Below are 14,833 nucleotides of genomic sequence, written 5' to 3' on the forward strand. Positions count from 1 at the left end.
TTTTGACAAAAGCAAATAAATATAAGAAGAGTATTATCTATTTAGCTGAGGGTGGATAAGATGAGTGAATATAATTCAAATAATAATGAGAAGAAAAACAAAAAACAACTTGAACATATTAATCTATGCATTACACGAGATTTTTATTTTTATGGTAAGTTTTACGATGAGCTAAAAGGTATCATCAAATCATATAATGATGAGATAATGGAAATCAAAAGCGATATAGGCGAAAAAATATCTTTAAGTCTTTTGTGTGATCATGGTGATAAAATTAATAGCGAAATAAAAGAGGTGATGGATGATGCTGATATATCATTTAAAACTGTGACTGAACGTTTCAGAGAGAGTGTTTTGGAAAAAATGATTAATTGGCTAGATAGTGGGAGGATTGTGCATTCTGACGTTCCGATGATTATTACAATTTTTCAACAGGAAGTTTATGGGTTCAATTTTAGAAAATTAAAAATAAGATCATATATAAATGACGGGTTAATTAAGAAGTTCGGTAAAAGTATTGATCATGGGATGGTTAAATGGTAGAAGGCTCAGGCTGCGAAAAAGAGAATATGATTGGCTATAGCTCAATACATAATAATTTGAAAGCTATGTGTGGAAAATATTTTATTGATTATTATTTGACAAATAAAAAATGTCGATGTAAATAAAATGAAGATACAAAAAAAGCCAACTTCATAAAGTTGACTTTTTAAGGACTAAAAAAGTTTTGCCGACTTTTGAAGTCTTGTAATCAGTTCAACGACAACGTGATTACAAATATAATAAAGTATTAAATAATCTTTTCATATTTGTCAAATCTAAATCGAAACTTTTTACAAGCCTGTCAAATACCATTTCCAAAAACATTTTAGTTCTCGAAAGCAATAACGTTAAACCTGATTGTACGGGTCTGAGAAGGTAGGAGCGACAGTGTTTGATTCATTCTCAAGGTTATTGTTGATGCCAAAGCGGGGAGTCTGCGTAACATCAACTTGAAGCGCACATCTAAGGCTTTTAGAAACAGCAGTATAATTTCTTTAGTAAAACGAGAAATGTTTTTAAAGTTATGATGTTGTCTATGGAAGTGCAGAAGGGTGTCGCAATATGGAAACGTATTGTAGCTCTAAGCCATAGCATGAGAAGCGCCTTTTCCTATTACGTATTATAAAAAAAATTAAACCAGTTTCAACAATCAGTTTTAATACTGGTATGTTTTGATTTTTGTTTTTTATATGCGGATTAGGAGAGGCGAAGCTCTAAGCAAAACCAAGTTTTCCTGACGGAAAACTACTACGACTGAAAGTCGCTATCTAAAACCCCAGATCCTAAATTAATTAAATTAAAGTACTACTAGTACGAATTTTTTGAAATAAAATAAAAAAGTTAAATTTCAGAGAATAAATAAGTAAGGTGCCATTTTATAAAGGCACTAACGACAAATAATTAGAATTATAAGATAAATAAATTACATAGATTAATTTGAGTTTCTTTTGTTTTAGTTGTATTAATTAGTAAATTATGAAAAATAAGGAGAATATAGTGATTAATAAAATACAAGCGGCTGAAAATGTAACTGATAACACTTCAAAAAAATTAAAAAAAGAAAAGCAACATAGTGCTGGAAGGTTGCAGCGAGTGTCATTAACGGAAAAGCGATTTCTTGATGACGCTGTTCATGCAGCGGCTAGAGTTAAAGGGAAAAAATTAACAGCAGAGGAGCGAAGGAAAGTATTATGTGTTGCAAGAGAACAAATACGTTCTCAACGTAAGGCTGAGCAGATTAAAAATGAAAGAAATAAAGAAAGGTTTGAAGCAGAGTTTGAATGGAAAAAACCAGTGTCATTTCGTCGTTAAAGCATCCATTCATTAATGATGATATTATTATTTTTTATAAGAGGGAATACATGGGGAAATTGAAAACAAAAAATCTTAAGGAAAGTGAGTTTATAAGATATATAGAAACTCATCCAGTTTTTTCAGAGTCTTTATGTAAGAAGCATGGGGTTTCTGTTGTATCACTAGGTTATTCCCTTTATGTCCATAGTAATCATTTTTTTCTGGAGAATGGTTATGTGTCAGATGATATTCATTATGACATGGTTAAAAATAACTTAATCATCATGAAACCAACTCTTAAACGATTTTATAAAAGAACAAGGCAGGTAGATTATAATGATTATACTTTCATATCGGGGATTAAAGAGCATCAAGACTATTGTATGTTATTAACGCTTTGTTGCTATCATTGGATTGCCGATGTGTTCACTGTCTATAATCATAATAAAGGGAGTGATATAGTCGTTGACGTTGCCAATGAGCTTTTACAAAGAAGCATTGACTACTTTTCAATTGAACATCAAAACGTAGTTGAATGTTTTAATGAGTTAAAACATAAGTTCCCACATTATAGAAAGCGATAAGAATAATTACTTGAATGTCGGATCTTTTGTAAAAGTCGATTTGACGATAAAGTTCTATTGTTGTATATGATCCATATATAACCGATAAGAGGAACGATTATGGATGACATATCAGAAAAGCAAAAAAACAGAACTAAGCCACGTATTAAAAAGACATTAGAACAGCAGTTGGCTTCAGCTCAGATGCGTTTGAATCGCTTACAACATAAATCCAAGCAAGAAACTAAACAGATTGAAACTCGTCAGAAGATCATTCTAGGTGCAGAAGTTGCTAAAGCATTAGATTGTGATGTTTTCACGGTTGATAAGGAACTAGTTTTAGGAATGCTGTTGGAGATCCCAAATCTACATCCTGACGATAAGGTGAGATTTAGAAAAAATGGACTGTTATTTCTGGCTAGCATTAAAGGTAGGAAAACTTAATATAATCTTCAATTTTTAATTTGACATACAAACAATAATATTTTAATTAACATCATATGTTGATTTCTAAATTAACACATTCAATCCTTATATAATAAAATACATTTTTTCACGTCCTGACAACAAGCCGCCCTATTTAACCCTTATAGGGCGGTTGTTGTTTTTTTAATTTCTTAATTAACTGCATATTTCTTAAAAAAGATTTGACAAACAATCTTATTTATTATATTTTTTAAGTACTACTACAGATGAATAACTCCATATTCAATCTTGTAAATCTGCGGTGGTTTTAATAAAGTCAGGAAGTTATCTTCCAGTTAAAGGGTTGGGTTTATCCCAGCCCTTTTTCTTTTAAAATAATCATCAATTATCTAAGTATCCATTAAATTGAAAGTATTATTTATCATCCAATAGAAAAAATCTTGTTTTTCCTCTGTGTTTTTTTGTGCTTTAAAGGTCGTCCGTTTATCGGTTAAATTGCGATAAAGATTTTATTTGGTATTGTTTTATATTATGTTTCCGCTATCTATTTTATATCTTTCCAGTTAACCAAGGAGATATAAAGGAAATGAAAAAAACAGTATTAATTAAAAACAAAAAAAGTAAAAAAGGTTTCTCTCTTTTAGAACTATTACTTGTTTTGGGTATTATAGCAGCCTTAGTTGTAGCCGCTTTTATAGTATATCCTAAAGTACAGGCATCACAGAGAGCACAGGCTGAAAGTAATAACATCGCAACGATACAGGCTGGTGTGAAAGCACTCTTCACTTCTGCCTCCAGTTTTACTGGATTAACTAACTCTGTTGCTGTTCGGGCGAAGATATTCCCGGATAATATGTTAAGTGGTTCTGGTTCAGCCGCTAAGCCCATCAATGCTTTCAAAGGAAATGTTACATTGGCTGCGGATAAAACTGGTCCGTCAGGGGCGGATGGTTCTTCATTTACCATCACTTATGAAAATGTTCCGGCATCTGAATGCACGAAGATCATCACGGCAGCAGCAGGAAACTTCTATACTGCAGGTGTTGGCACAGCAGGTAATGTTAAAGCTGCAGGTGGAGTTTTAAATGTGGCGTCTACTGCTACAGAGTGTGATAAAGGTGGAAACAGTAATAAGTTGATTTTCACGTCCATATAAATTGTTTTTCTCTCTCGTGTAATAATCTCACCATCACAGTGAGATTATTATTTTAATAATAAGTATCATTTTCTTAGAATACATCCAGTAGCCCGTCCGTCTAATTTTCATACATGCTTTCTATATTTGTGTTTTTGCGGCCTTGATTTATTTTACACCTCTGTTAATTGTAGAGTTATATATTTTATTATGTGAGGTGGGAAATGAAAATGTTTGGTATAAAAAAGGGATTTTCACTATTGGAGCTGATCCTTGCTCTAGGCATCGGCAGTGCAATAGCTTTAATAAAATTCCAAGATATGAAAGTTGAACAAGAGGATTTAGTTGCTAAAACAGCAGGGGAACAAATTAAACAATTAGGTGAGGCAGTTAATGGTTATATCAGTATGAGATATGATAAGTTATCTACACTGACATCAAGCAGTAATCAAAGTAGCGATCCGGGACCAAGAACCTGTAATTCTACAGGCTGTGAAATTGATTACCATACTCTTGTTAATGAGGGGTTACTACCTGCATCATATAACGGGAATAACATATATAAGTCTCCCTATAAAATTATACTTAAACGTGAAGGTTAAACGTGAAGGAACCGCACCTAACTATGTTATTAACGGTTTGATTACAACATCATCAGCATGGATCGAAGGCGGACACATCCGTTATGATCTTCTTGGTAAAGCAATGCAAGTTGCTGGTGTTGACAGTGGTATGACAAAGGATGCGACCTCTGTTGCTGGATTCCAAAGCCAGTGGAAGGAACAAAACACCGCATTCAACAATATTACAAGAGATGGATTACTTGCCTTCAGAGTCGGGTATAACAGCTCGTTATATGCTATCTATCTTCGTCGTGATGGAACACTACCTATGACCGGCAACCTGAATATGGGTGGTAATAGCATCACTAATGTAAAAGACATTACAGCGGCAGGGGCAGGGAGTTTTGGTGGTAATATTACATCGAATGGAAATATAAATGCAGCACATGAAGTTATCGCACATAATGGATATGGGGATACAATTACATTAGGGGGTGATGCATCAGGGGAGGATTATGAAATAAGATTAAGTAATGGGGTAAGGCCATTAAGCATTTATTCTCCTAATGCTGCGAATTATACAACAGTATTACAAGTGTGGAAAAACGCAAAAATACAGCAACGCCTTGCGACTAATGGTCTTGATCCTAATGAATTGCCTTCAGGCTGGAGTGGTGGTCTAAGAACTAATGATGTTTATGCTGCCGGAACAGTTGGTGCAGGCTCTGGAGGTGCTGTTAATGCTTATTTAAATAGTAGTGGTAATATTTATGCATCAAATGACATTAATGTAGGGCATCAGGTCAATACTCAATATGTCTGGGCATCAGGAAACTTAAACTCAAACTATGTTCATTCTAATGGAAATATTGATGCTGATGGTAGACTTAATGCCGGGGAGTTTTTATACATAAATGGAAAAGCAAATGTAGGGTCGGGTTGCTCTCCAAATGGTTTACAGGCAACTGCATCAAATGGATTACTATTATCATGTGTTAGTGGTAAATGGGTTAAAGCCTCTGGAACTTCAGGATTTTTTACAAAAAACCAAGGTTCTTGCTTGGTTAATAACCCGGAAACAAATGCCTGCTCATGTCAGTCAGGAACTATAGCGAAAGAATTGTTTTATACAACATCAACTGAACAGTTAGGTGGTGGTAGTCATGGTGGCGGCACAACAGTGGTTAAAGATAGAATATTATATCAATGTAGATAAGGATGATTGTCTTATTATACTTGATTTTATCTTAATTTATGCAAGATAAATTTGATTTCCATCGGGATGTAATTATATATTTAATGCATCCCGATTTTCTAACAGTTTTTTATGTTTTACATTTCAGGGGAACTTAAACCAAAAAATAACAGGAGTGATTTATGAATAAGAGAATATTAGTATTGTCAGCTTTATTTTGTTTTTCAACTATGTCCCATGCTAGTGAACCAAAGTATGCTTTTCCACAGTCAGATAAACAGGTAGTTTCAAAGATTAAAATAAAAAATGCACCGTTAAATCATGATAAATATGGTCATGGTGAGGTTCTTGCTAATGGGGAGTGGGTTAAAGGAAATTCTGGTAGTCAAAATAAAAATTGATAGACTTACTTATTTTTAATAAATAGTTCGATGGGGATATAGGTAAAGCGAGATGATTAGATAAAACTTAAATAGTAACTTGACTTAAGAATAAAGAGTGCTATATCTATTTATAGCTAACATGTTTTTATTTTGGCTGCCAGATGTTTTAATTTTTCTCTCTCATTGATGTTAGGTTGTTATATACCTTGTCCTGATATTCTAAAATATAACTATCCTTTTGTATGATATTACAAGGCGTCAGAGACTTGATTTGATCCTCCAGACAGACTGTTGTGGAGGATTAAATTTATTCAGGGTGAGTAACTATGATGATATTTTATTTAAATGGATAAATATATTTGATAATCAATGTTTAATATTATATCCAGTAAAATATACTTTCGAATATTTACTTCATAAATTGTCTGATATGCTTCATATATGGGATATGTACCCTACCCAATGTGTAGTTCCCTTGACGGTAAAAGAAAGGGCCAAAAGGCCCTTTTCTCTTTTATTTGCCACTTAAAACTTCATTTATATTTGTAGCACGCATATATCTCGCAGGATTACTCATCTGATCTTTGAGCGAGCTAAAATGAGCATTACCGCAAGTAATTTTCGCATCTTCTTCATTACCAAGACCAATGTGTTTGTTTTTTGTCTCTACAACAAAGTAAATATGTTCTTCACCATTGTCTTCTATAACTAAGGCCCAGTCAGGATTGTAGGTTCCCAGTGGCGTCGGGATTTTAAACCAACCGGGAAGCTTCACATAAAGCTTCACCTCATCCTGTTCTTCGAGTTCCTGAGCGAAATGGCTTTCGACTTCAGAATCTTTAGGAACGTATTCATAAACTGATTTAGACGAGGTTTCAAAAAGATTACGGGCATATCCTGTTAGCTCTTTATCCATAAAGAGACTTTGCGCATACACCTCTCCTTTTAGTGGATAATATTTAATACCATCAACAATTGACAGGCGTTTGCAGTAGTTGATTCGGCCTATAGCTTCACTGATAAACTGCTGTGGATTTTTAGCAAAATCAGCGAGTCTTCCACTCTCTTTCAGGATGGTGCTTAAACTGCGTCTTGTCAGTCCGGTTTTTTCCTGTAGAACACCAAGAATATCTGGCAATGGCTGCTCTGCAACATCAATTACAGTGCTTGTTGTCCCATTAGACAGAGCTTTAACATCAAGGCCAGATTGACTTTGTTTGATTGTTGCTTTGCTGAAACTGACCATTGCTTTTGCTACAGGCTGCATTTCAGAAAGTGATTTCGTACAGGATTTAATCAATTCTTCTTCATCAAATGCCAGTCGGTACAGCGTTTTTTGACAAATGCGCTGCCATAACGCTTCAAATTCCGGGCTGTTTAAGACCTCTTTCCGGTATTTGATTACTTTACGCTCATCAGCATTATTTATATTGAGTCGTCCTGCTGATTTACGCAGGATAGATTCAATTTGCTCCTGAAGGGTAAGGAACTTTTCGCTAACAGTAAAAGTGCCATCGAAAAGAGTCTCTTTCAGTGTTTTGGTGATTTTCCCGGTTTTTTCCAGATAACCTTCAGCATGTAGTTCAGACCATATCTCCTGTGAAGCGATGATACCTACAACTTGTGAGGAATCAGAGCATATCAGATGGGCAAACGCATCTTTTTCGACGATGCCAAAACGGATGCCTGTTTCGTTCTCAATTTCAGACTGTAAGCGCTCGGCGTAGGCTTGATAATTTTCACTGGCAACTACAGTCAGAATGTTAATGCTGTCATCCCGGACACGCTCACCATCTTGGTTAACACACAGGCGAAGCCCACGGCCTAATGTCTGACGGCGTTCGCGTTCACTCCCCATCTCACGAAGGCTACAGATCTGGAATACATTTGGATTATCCCAGCCTTCTTTCAAAGCAGAGTGTGAAAAAATAAACCTCACTGGATTCGAGAAACTCAAAAGCTTCTCTTTATTTTTCATGATGAGGTTATAACCGCGTTCCGCATTTTCGCGGCCTGCATTATTGCTTTCGGTTGTTTCAGCCCATCCACCTTTTTTATCAATGGAGAAATAACCATCATGAACGTCTTTAGCATGTTCTGGATGAGAAGGGAGCAAATCTTTATATGCGGGGCTTTTGATCGCTTTTAGATATTCTTCTTCAAAGATACGAGCATATTCACCCGGTTCACGAAGTCCTTCTTCATTAGTCTGGCGATAGAAATCAACCTTATCAATGAAGAACAGGGTGAGAACCTTGATTTGCTGGGAATTCAGGCGAAGTTCTTTATCAAGATGTTCACGAATTGTACGCCTAATCATATGACGCTGGATGAGCATCGGGTCAATATCACCCACGACATCACCCACTTGCATATAGTAGGTATTAGAAGGCGTCTCCAGTGTCAGATAGCCTTCTTTGCCCGTGCGGATCTCACTTATCCTGTATCCCTGATAAATATCACGCCCCGTTTCGTCATCAAGTGTCATACCGTCATGCACGGTAATTTCAGAACGAGTTACATTCCCTTTTTTATCGGCTATATCAACAATAACAGTCGCGCTAATGCTATTCTTCTTACTGTTAATACTGACCAGTTTTACATAGGGGCTATTGCTTGCATTCTGGACTTCAAGCCCGGCAACTTCAATTTGTTTGACCAGTTTCTGATTGTAAGCATCAATGGCATCGAGGCGATACACCATATGATGTTTATGCACATGTGTCGCTGAATAGCGTAAGGTGAACATAGGGTGCATAGCATCAAGTGCGGTTTTACCCGCACCGTTCAAGCCACCATCAACACTTTGCGGTTCATCGACAATAATAATTGGACGTGTAGCACGGATTAAATCAATGGGCTTATCCAGATCATCCACAGTTGTTTTTTCACTGGACTGATAGAGCTTGTTAACATCTTTTTTGTTAATCGCACCCACCGTCATTACCATGATCTGCATAACTGAACTGGTTGCAAAATTTCGAACATCCGCAGGTTTTGCCGAATCATAAAGATAGTATTCGTATGGGATACCCGCATACAGGCTTTTGAAATGCTCTTCCGTGATCTGTAGTGTTTTATAAACGCCTTCCTTGATAGCAACTGAAGGAACCACAATAATAAATTTACTCATGCCATAGCGTTTATTCAGCTCCAGCATGGTGCGAAGATAAACATACGTTTTACCTGTCCCTGTTTCCATTTCGACAGTAAAATCATGGCTGTCGAGCACAGGTGAGGGAGGAAGCTGATTTTTCAACTGAACATTGTTCAGATTTTTAAGCAGTACATCATCTTCGGGTATTTGTGGGTTAACAGGCATTGAACCCGTAGAACCTTCAAATGAGAGAGCACCCTGAGCTGGGGCCAGCACAGTCATTTCGCTTTCCCATTTCTCTTGCCCTTCAAACAAATCACAGACCGAAGTTATGGCGTTTTGCTGATAGGTAAGGTCAGATTCAAAATGTAGTTTCATCTCATTCCCTTACAGGCTGTGCAGGTTAGTTAGGCCATGTTGTTCCAGAATGGCGCAAAGATTTGTTTTAGCAACGTTATTTTCAAATGCGTCATCAAGGAAATAGCAGACAGTATCTTTGCCAGCCTTCAAACTCTTATGCCAGTCGATGATCCCCTTGGTCAGTTCTTCTACTGAAGATGCAGGGATTTGACGGGTAAAGCAGGTAAACAATTTGCCACCATCAACACAAGAAACAGTTAATTCATCAAACTGACGGGTTTCAATGTTTACACTCAAGTCAATGCCACGCTTTAGCATTAACTCTGTGAGCAAATCTTCTTCACTACGGCCTTCAAGGATTGGGCTTACATAGGCATCTATCTGTTCTGAAAGGGTTTCTGCTGTGGCTTCCCACGGACGGATATTAGATGTATCGAGTTTGAAAACACGAAAACCAATATCACCATTCCAGTCTGGATTATCTTCACGAACCTTTTTACCTGCTCGGCGCAGACGTTCTTTAGTTATTTCAGTGATATTTACTTTTTTTCCATTTTTATTACAGAATTCGTAAGCGATTTTTTGTTCTTTCACACTTGTATGTAAACGCTCTGGCAACTGAACAAGGATAAAGCGTCTGTTGGCACTCTTTTGCGCATTAATGTCATAAACAGAATGTCCCGTGGTTCCAGAACCAGCAAAAAAGTCCAAGATAAGATCGTCTTCTTTTGTAAAGTAATTAATCAAGCGTGCTATATCTTTTCTGCTTTTGGGGTTATCGAAAACTTTCTCACCCATTAATGATAAAAAATCCTGAGTAGAAGTTTGTGCATAACTATAAAAAACACTAGGTAAAACTTGTCCTTCACTCTCAAAAAGATATGATGCAATTCTAGCTGATGTTGTATGATCAGGCCCAAATACGACTTTCCCTTTATTGTACTCCTCCCAGAATCTCAATTCATTTGGATAAACCCATCCTCTTGAAGGAACTGGAACTGGTTTTTTTGTTATAGGATGCAAAACTTCGTATCTTGGTCCATTTCCGCCGGGCCAGCTTATATTTCCATCGTCTCGATATGGTCCCCGAGAACCAACTTTTACAAAACGCATCATGCGTCTCTTGGGATCTGATAATGGAATGTTATCAAACCATTTAATCCATCCGGATTTTATTTTATCCCAATCGTCGCCATATTCCTTAACTAATCTTTTATATATTACCTTGGCTTCTTCTAATCCTTCTCTCTCTTCTCTTAAGACTATGTTGTTATTTATTAATGACTGAATATCTTTAGCGTAAACCAACATATACTCATGGCCTACAGAAATAAACTTGGCATCATTTTTTCTATTTCTATCCCAAACCAGAGTGCCGAGGTGGTTTTCTTCTCCGAAAATTTCATTTAGCACGATTTTAAAATTGCTCAGTTCCGCATCATCGATACTGGCAATAAATATACCATCATTCCTAAGTAAATTTTTAGCAAGTTTTAATCTGGGGTAAATCATATTTAACCAGTCAGTATGATAACGCCCACTGGTTTCTGCGTTTGTGGTGATTCGTACCCCATCTTCTGTTTGTCCTGTCATTTCAAGATAATTTTTCATGTTATCTTGGAAGTTATCAGAATAAACAAAATCTTTCCCGGTGTTGTAAGGAGGATCAATATATATAAGCTTAACTTTTCCAGCGTAGCTTTTTTGAAGAAGCTTTAACACTTCAAGGTTATCACCCTCGATCATAAGGTTCTTGGTGTTATCCCAATCAACGCTTTCATCTTTACATGGGCGTAAGGTGCCACGGGAAGGCGTCAGAGCAAGCTGACGAGCCTGACGCTTACCATGCCAGTTCAGGCCATAGCGTTCTTCTTTGTCGTCTACATTCTCACCCAAAAGCTGCTTTAAAACCTCAAAATCAACACTGTCTTCATTAAAAGCTTCAGGAAACAATGATTTAAGCTTGGTGATGTTATCAGCAGTGATATTCATTGATTGCAGTTCGGGCATTTCAGGCGAAAGTTTGTTCATTGACCATTCCACGTATCTGTATCAGGTTACTGTGTGATGGGGGATATTTTACGGTAAATAGTGCATTTCATCAATGAACAGCGTGCTACAGATTTCTTTTTAAATCATTATGTTAATGCTTTTATTGAATGTTCTGTCCTCGTGTTAGTACAATTAGCTTTTCTGCGTCTACCAAACATTATCAGGATGTGATGATGGCTAAACTGAACAAGAAACAACTTGCTTTACTCAAAGAAATACCTGCCGATCAACTCATGCAAATAATTTGTGATATTGCAGAGGATAATGGTCAGGCAAAATCCTTTCTTATTAATAAATATCTGTTAACTCCAGAAGAATCACTGAAAAAGGCTGAGGCTGAATACAAAAGGGTAATTAAAACAAAACGCTTTTATGATTATTATGAAGCAGCGATTTTTTTTGAGGGGCTATACAGGAATGTCATATTTCCACTTGAAAAGACGGTATCAACGCTGCCTGAAAAAACCGAGGCGTTTTGCCATGATTTACTGCTCTCATTTGATAAAATCAGCGAAATTGCTGATACATCAGATGGATCATGGATGGACTATTATAATGGTGCTGTCGAAACATGGTTAAAATCCCTGTCCCTACAAAAAGACAAAAGCATTGATGTTATAGCGGATAAAATACTTTCCGTGCTTAAAGGTGATGTATATTTTAACTTTGATATTTTTGATAAGTATAAAAAAGATCTGGGATACAATGTTATTCGTGCTTTAAGGGAAAGTCTTCTTAAGACAGGTGATGTTAATTATGCTGTTGAGTTAAGTCTGTATATCAGGGATGTTGATTTCATCAGGCAATGCTTTGAGAAAAGAAAACTGAACCAGCCAGAATACATCATTAAGTTTGCTGAGTTGCTGGTTGATGAACTGTGCACTGAGGAAGCCATTCAGGTTCTCAATAAAATCAAAGAAGATAAATCAGTTGATCAGGCAGGGCTTCGTGATAAATGGACTGAGGTGTTGGCTCTGGCGTTGATTGAAGAAGGCGAGATTCAGCAGGCAAAAACAATTTGTATAGACGGATTTAAGAACAGGTGTGATGTTATTTTTTATAATATCTATAATCGGGTAGAGAAAAATAATGACTCACTGGATTTGTTCTCTGGCATAGCAAAGAAAAAAGGCTTTCCGTTTGTTATTCTTTTCTTGTCCGGGACAGATAGTTATGGAAAACTTGATTCTGAAGTCATGAATGCGAGTGAAAATGAAATCGCAGAGATGATGTCTTTATTACGCGGTTCTTTAGTTCGTACCTTATCGAGTGAACTTTACAGGCATGGTTATGCATGTTCTGCAACTTTGCTCCGTAGAGTGCTGGCAGAGGACAGTATCAGTCGTTCTCAGAGTAAATACTACACCTATGCGGCATCTGATATGAAAAAAAGCATTGATTACAGTAAAGATATTGCATGGACTGAAAAAATCCCTTCAACAGAAGAGTATTTAAAATCTCTGTTTATTGAGCACAAAAGAAAATACGCACTCTGGGAAATAATGCTGGAAAAAATCGCTGGTTTAGTGATAGAGAAAGATTCAGTATCATATTCAGCATAGAGTGTAATTAAGCATGAAGTTGAAAGGCCGCGAACGGCCTTTCCCTTTATTTATTTGAAGCAAACTCAAACGGCCTGACCATATCGTTGCTGTTAGCATCAAGGAAATCAGCCCACCACTGAAGCATCAGGCGGCGCTGTTCAAGGTGTTTAGCCTTGTGGGTATAAGCTGCCCGGACACTGTTGCTTTCCTTATGGCTCATCTGAAGCTCTACAGCGTCTTCTGACCATAAACCGGACTCAATCAAGGCACTACAGGCCAGAGTGCGGAAACCGTGTCCACAGATGTCCTGCTTCGTGTTATATCCCATATTACGCAGGGCTTTGTTGATGGTGTTTTCACTCATGGGTTTAAACGAGTCATAACAGCCAGTGAAGATTAATCCATCATCATGGCCTTCTTCATAAGTCAGTTGTCGGATCTCTTTGAGTATCTTCATGGCCTGCTTACAAAGGGGAACGAAGTGCTTACGCTTCATTTTAGCCCACGAGTCGAATGTTTGACGTTTTCAATTGCTTCACGCTGTTCGGGTATCACCCATAACTTACTTTTGAAATCAATTTCAGACCAGCGAGCGAAACGAAGCTCACTGGAACGAATGAAAATCATCAGATTGAGCTGTATTGCCAGTATGGTTAACCTGCGGCCTTTGTATTCGGCAATTTTGTTCAGTAGCTGGGGTATTTCTTCCAGCTCAAGTGCAGGGCGGTGTTCAGTTTGTGGTTTCTGAACTGCACCTTCCATATCATAGGCTGGGTTATGGCGTATCAGCTTTTGCTGGACGGCATGACGCAGGATTGCCGTAATGTATTGTTGAATGCGCATGGCAACTTCAAGATAACCAAGTGCCTCAACCTTTTTCACCGGAACCAGCAGATCACCCGTATCCAGTTCGGCAACATCTTTGTCACCGATTACCGGGAAGACATAAGTTTCAAGGCGCTTCCATACGGCATCACCATAATCATCAGACCATTTTGTTTTCGTAGAGAACCACGCTTTGGCTACTGTTCTGAAGGAGCGTGTATTATCACGTTTGGCTTTAAGCTCTTTAACCTCTGCCTGTTTCTTTGCATTAGGGTCAATACCCTGAGCCAGAAGCCTTCTGGCCTCGTCACGGCGTTGTCTTGCGTCAGAAAGAGAAACTGCAGGGTAAACACCAATAGAGAAGAGTTTTTGTTTCCCTTCGAAGCGGTAAGCCATTTGCCAGTATTTCGAACCTTTAGGGGTAACACGAAGGAACATACCAAAGCCATCAGTAAGCTTGTATTCCTTCTCAAGGGGTTTTGCATTTTTTGCTTTAATATCAGTCAGTGACATGAAAACACCCCCTCATTTGTTGGTAAAAGGGAAATCGAACCAGCATTACCAGCATTTTTACCATCAAAATGATATGGCTTCGAGTGGTTTTTAGTGAACGAGGGTGAACGACTGAGAGGGGATAACCAATTGATAGAAATGCAGAAAGCAGACGTTAGTGAACGTCTGCTTCCCTTAAATTGGCTCCTCTGACTGGACTCGAACCAGTGACATACGGATTAACAGTCCGCCGTTCTACCGACTGAACTACAGAGGAATCGTGTGAACGAGGCGAATATTAGCGATGCCACTCAGCGTTGTCAAAGCCTGAATAGATAAATGCGATCGTTTGCTGAAATATT

General features: G+C 37.5%; 9 protein-coding genes, 1 tRNA gene and 2 pseudogenes. 8 read left to right on the forward strand and 4 right to left on the reverse strand.

All coding sequences use genetic code 11. The features are described 5' to 3' along the window. Positions 1-60: 60 nt before the first annotated feature. The 7 genes and pseudogenes from GPJ68_RS09370 to GPJ68_RS09400 all read left to right on the forward strand — a co-directional run bounded on the left by GPJ68_RS09370 (position 61) and on the right by GPJ68_RS09400 (position 6,119). Positions 61-543 carry a hypothetical protein gene (locus GPJ68_RS09370; protein WP_004151478.1) on the forward strand — a complete coding sequence of 161 codons (483 nt, stop codon included), beginning with the start codon at positions 61-63 and terminating at the stop codon, positions 541-543. A 996-nt stretch (positions 544-1,539) separates the two neighbouring features. After that, the gene (locus tag GPJ68_RS09375; protein ID WP_074172242.1) at positions 1,540-1,854 is read left to right on the forward strand and encodes a hypothetical protein; all 315 of its coding nucleotides are present in this window, start codon (positions 1,540-1,542) and stop codon (positions 1,852-1,854) included. Then, positions 1,824-2,420, forward strand: coding sequence for a hypothetical protein (locus tag GPJ68_RS09380; protein ID WP_004151477.1), 597 nt, complete (start codon positions 1,824-1,826; stop codon positions 2,418-2,420). The genes GPJ68_RS09375 and GPJ68_RS09380 overlap by 31 nt, the downstream gene beginning before the upstream one ends. A gap of 99 nt (positions 2,421-2,519) precedes the next feature. Beyond that, complete coding sequence (locus tag GPJ68_RS09385; RefSeq protein WP_063924608.1) at positions 2,520-2,843, forward strand: conjugal transfer protein TraD; 324 nt, start codon at positions 2,520-2,522, stop codon at positions 2,841-2,843. 568 nt (positions 2,844-3,411) lie between these two features. Then, entirely contained in the window at positions 3,412-3,981 is a 570-nt protein-coding gene (locus tag GPJ68_RS09390; RefSeq protein WP_180836779.1) for a type 4 pilus major pilin, read from the forward strand. Between the two features lie 203 nt (positions 3,982-4,184). Further along, positions 4,185-5,739: pseudogene (locus GPJ68_RS09395) on the forward strand (prepilin-type N-terminal cleavage/methylation domain-containing protein). Between the two features lie 161 nt (positions 5,740-5,900). Then, positions 5,901-6,119: a hypothetical protein gene (locus GPJ68_RS09400; RefSeq protein WP_048240822.1), complete on the forward strand. Its 219-nt coding sequence runs from the start codon at positions 5,901-5,903 to the stop codon at positions 6,117-6,119. A 496-nt stretch (positions 6,120-6,615) separates the two neighbouring features. Here GPJ68_RS09400 and GPJ68_RS09405 read toward each other — a convergent pair whose 3' ends face one another. Then, a complete protein-coding gene (locus GPJ68_RS09405; protein ID WP_180837259.1) occupies positions 6,616-9,576 on the reverse strand; it encodes a type III restriction-modification system endonuclease in 2,961 nt (986 codons plus the stop codon). 9 nt (positions 9,577-9,585) lie between these two features. Next, positions 9,586-11,589 carry a site-specific DNA-methyltransferase gene (locus tag GPJ68_RS09410; RefSeq protein WP_180837261.1) on the reverse strand — a complete coding sequence of 668 codons (2,004 nt, stop codon included), beginning with the start codon at positions 11,587-11,589 and terminating at the stop codon, positions 9,586-9,588. Between the two features lie 194 nt (positions 11,590-11,783). Here GPJ68_RS09410 and GPJ68_RS09415 point away from each other — a divergent pair, with 194 nt between their 5' ends. After that, positions 11,784-13,172, forward strand: coding sequence for a SpnT protein (locus tag GPJ68_RS09415; RefSeq protein ID WP_180837264.1), 1,389 nt, complete (start codon positions 11,784-11,786; stop codon positions 13,170-13,172). A gap of 46 nt (positions 13,173-13,218) precedes the next feature. Here the strand turns inward: GPJ68_RS09415 and GPJ68_RS09420 are convergent. Together GPJ68_RS09420 and GPJ68_RS09425 are read right to left on the reverse strand one after the other, a co-directional pair. Continuing rightward, positions 13,219-14,492, reverse strand: a pseudogene (locus GPJ68_RS09420) (tyrosine-type recombinase/integrase). 180 nt (positions 14,493-14,672) lie between these two features. After that, positions 14,673-14,748, reverse strand: a tRNA-Asn gene (locus tag GPJ68_RS09425). Positions 14,749-14,833 lie beyond the last annotated feature (85 nt).

Origin of the sequence: Citrobacter sp. 172116965, from assembly GCF_013458095.1 — a bacterium.
GTDB lineage: Bacteria > Pseudomonadota > Gammaproteobacteria > Enterobacterales > Enterobacteriaceae > Citrobacter > Citrobacter braakii.

Bases quoted from the DNA above. Each gene is read 5' to 3' on its own strand.
- GPJ68_RS09415 (WP_180837264.1), top strand. From the start codon at position 11,784: ATGGCTAAACTGAACAAGAAACAACTTGCTTTACTCAAAGAAATACCT.
- GPJ68_RS09405 (WP_180837259.1), bottom strand. From the start codon at position 9,576: ATGAAACTACATTTTGAATCTGACCTTACCTATCAGCAAAACGCCATA.
- GPJ68_RS09410 (WP_180837261.1), bottom strand. From the start codon at position 11,589: ATGAACAAACTTTCGCCTGAAATGCCCGAACTGCAATCAATGAATATC.
- GPJ68_RS09390 (WP_180836779.1), top strand. From the start codon at position 3,412: ATGAAAAAAACAGTATTAATTAAAAACAAAAAAAGTAAAAAAGGTTTC.
- GPJ68_RS09380 (WP_004151477.1), top strand. From the start codon at position 1,824: ATGGAAAAAACCAGTGTCATTTCGTCGTTAAAGCATCCATTCATTAAT.
- GPJ68_RS09370 (WP_004151478.1), top strand. From the start codon at position 61: ATGAGTGAATATAATTCAAATAATAATGAGAAGAAAAACAAAAAACAA.
- GPJ68_RS09385 (WP_063924608.1), top strand. From the start codon at position 2,520: ATGGATGACATATCAGAAAAGCAAAAAAACAGAACTAAGCCACGTATT.
- GPJ68_RS09400 (WP_048240822.1), top strand. From the start codon at position 5,901: ATGAATAAGAGAATATTAGTATTGTCAGCTTTATTTTGTTTTTCAACT.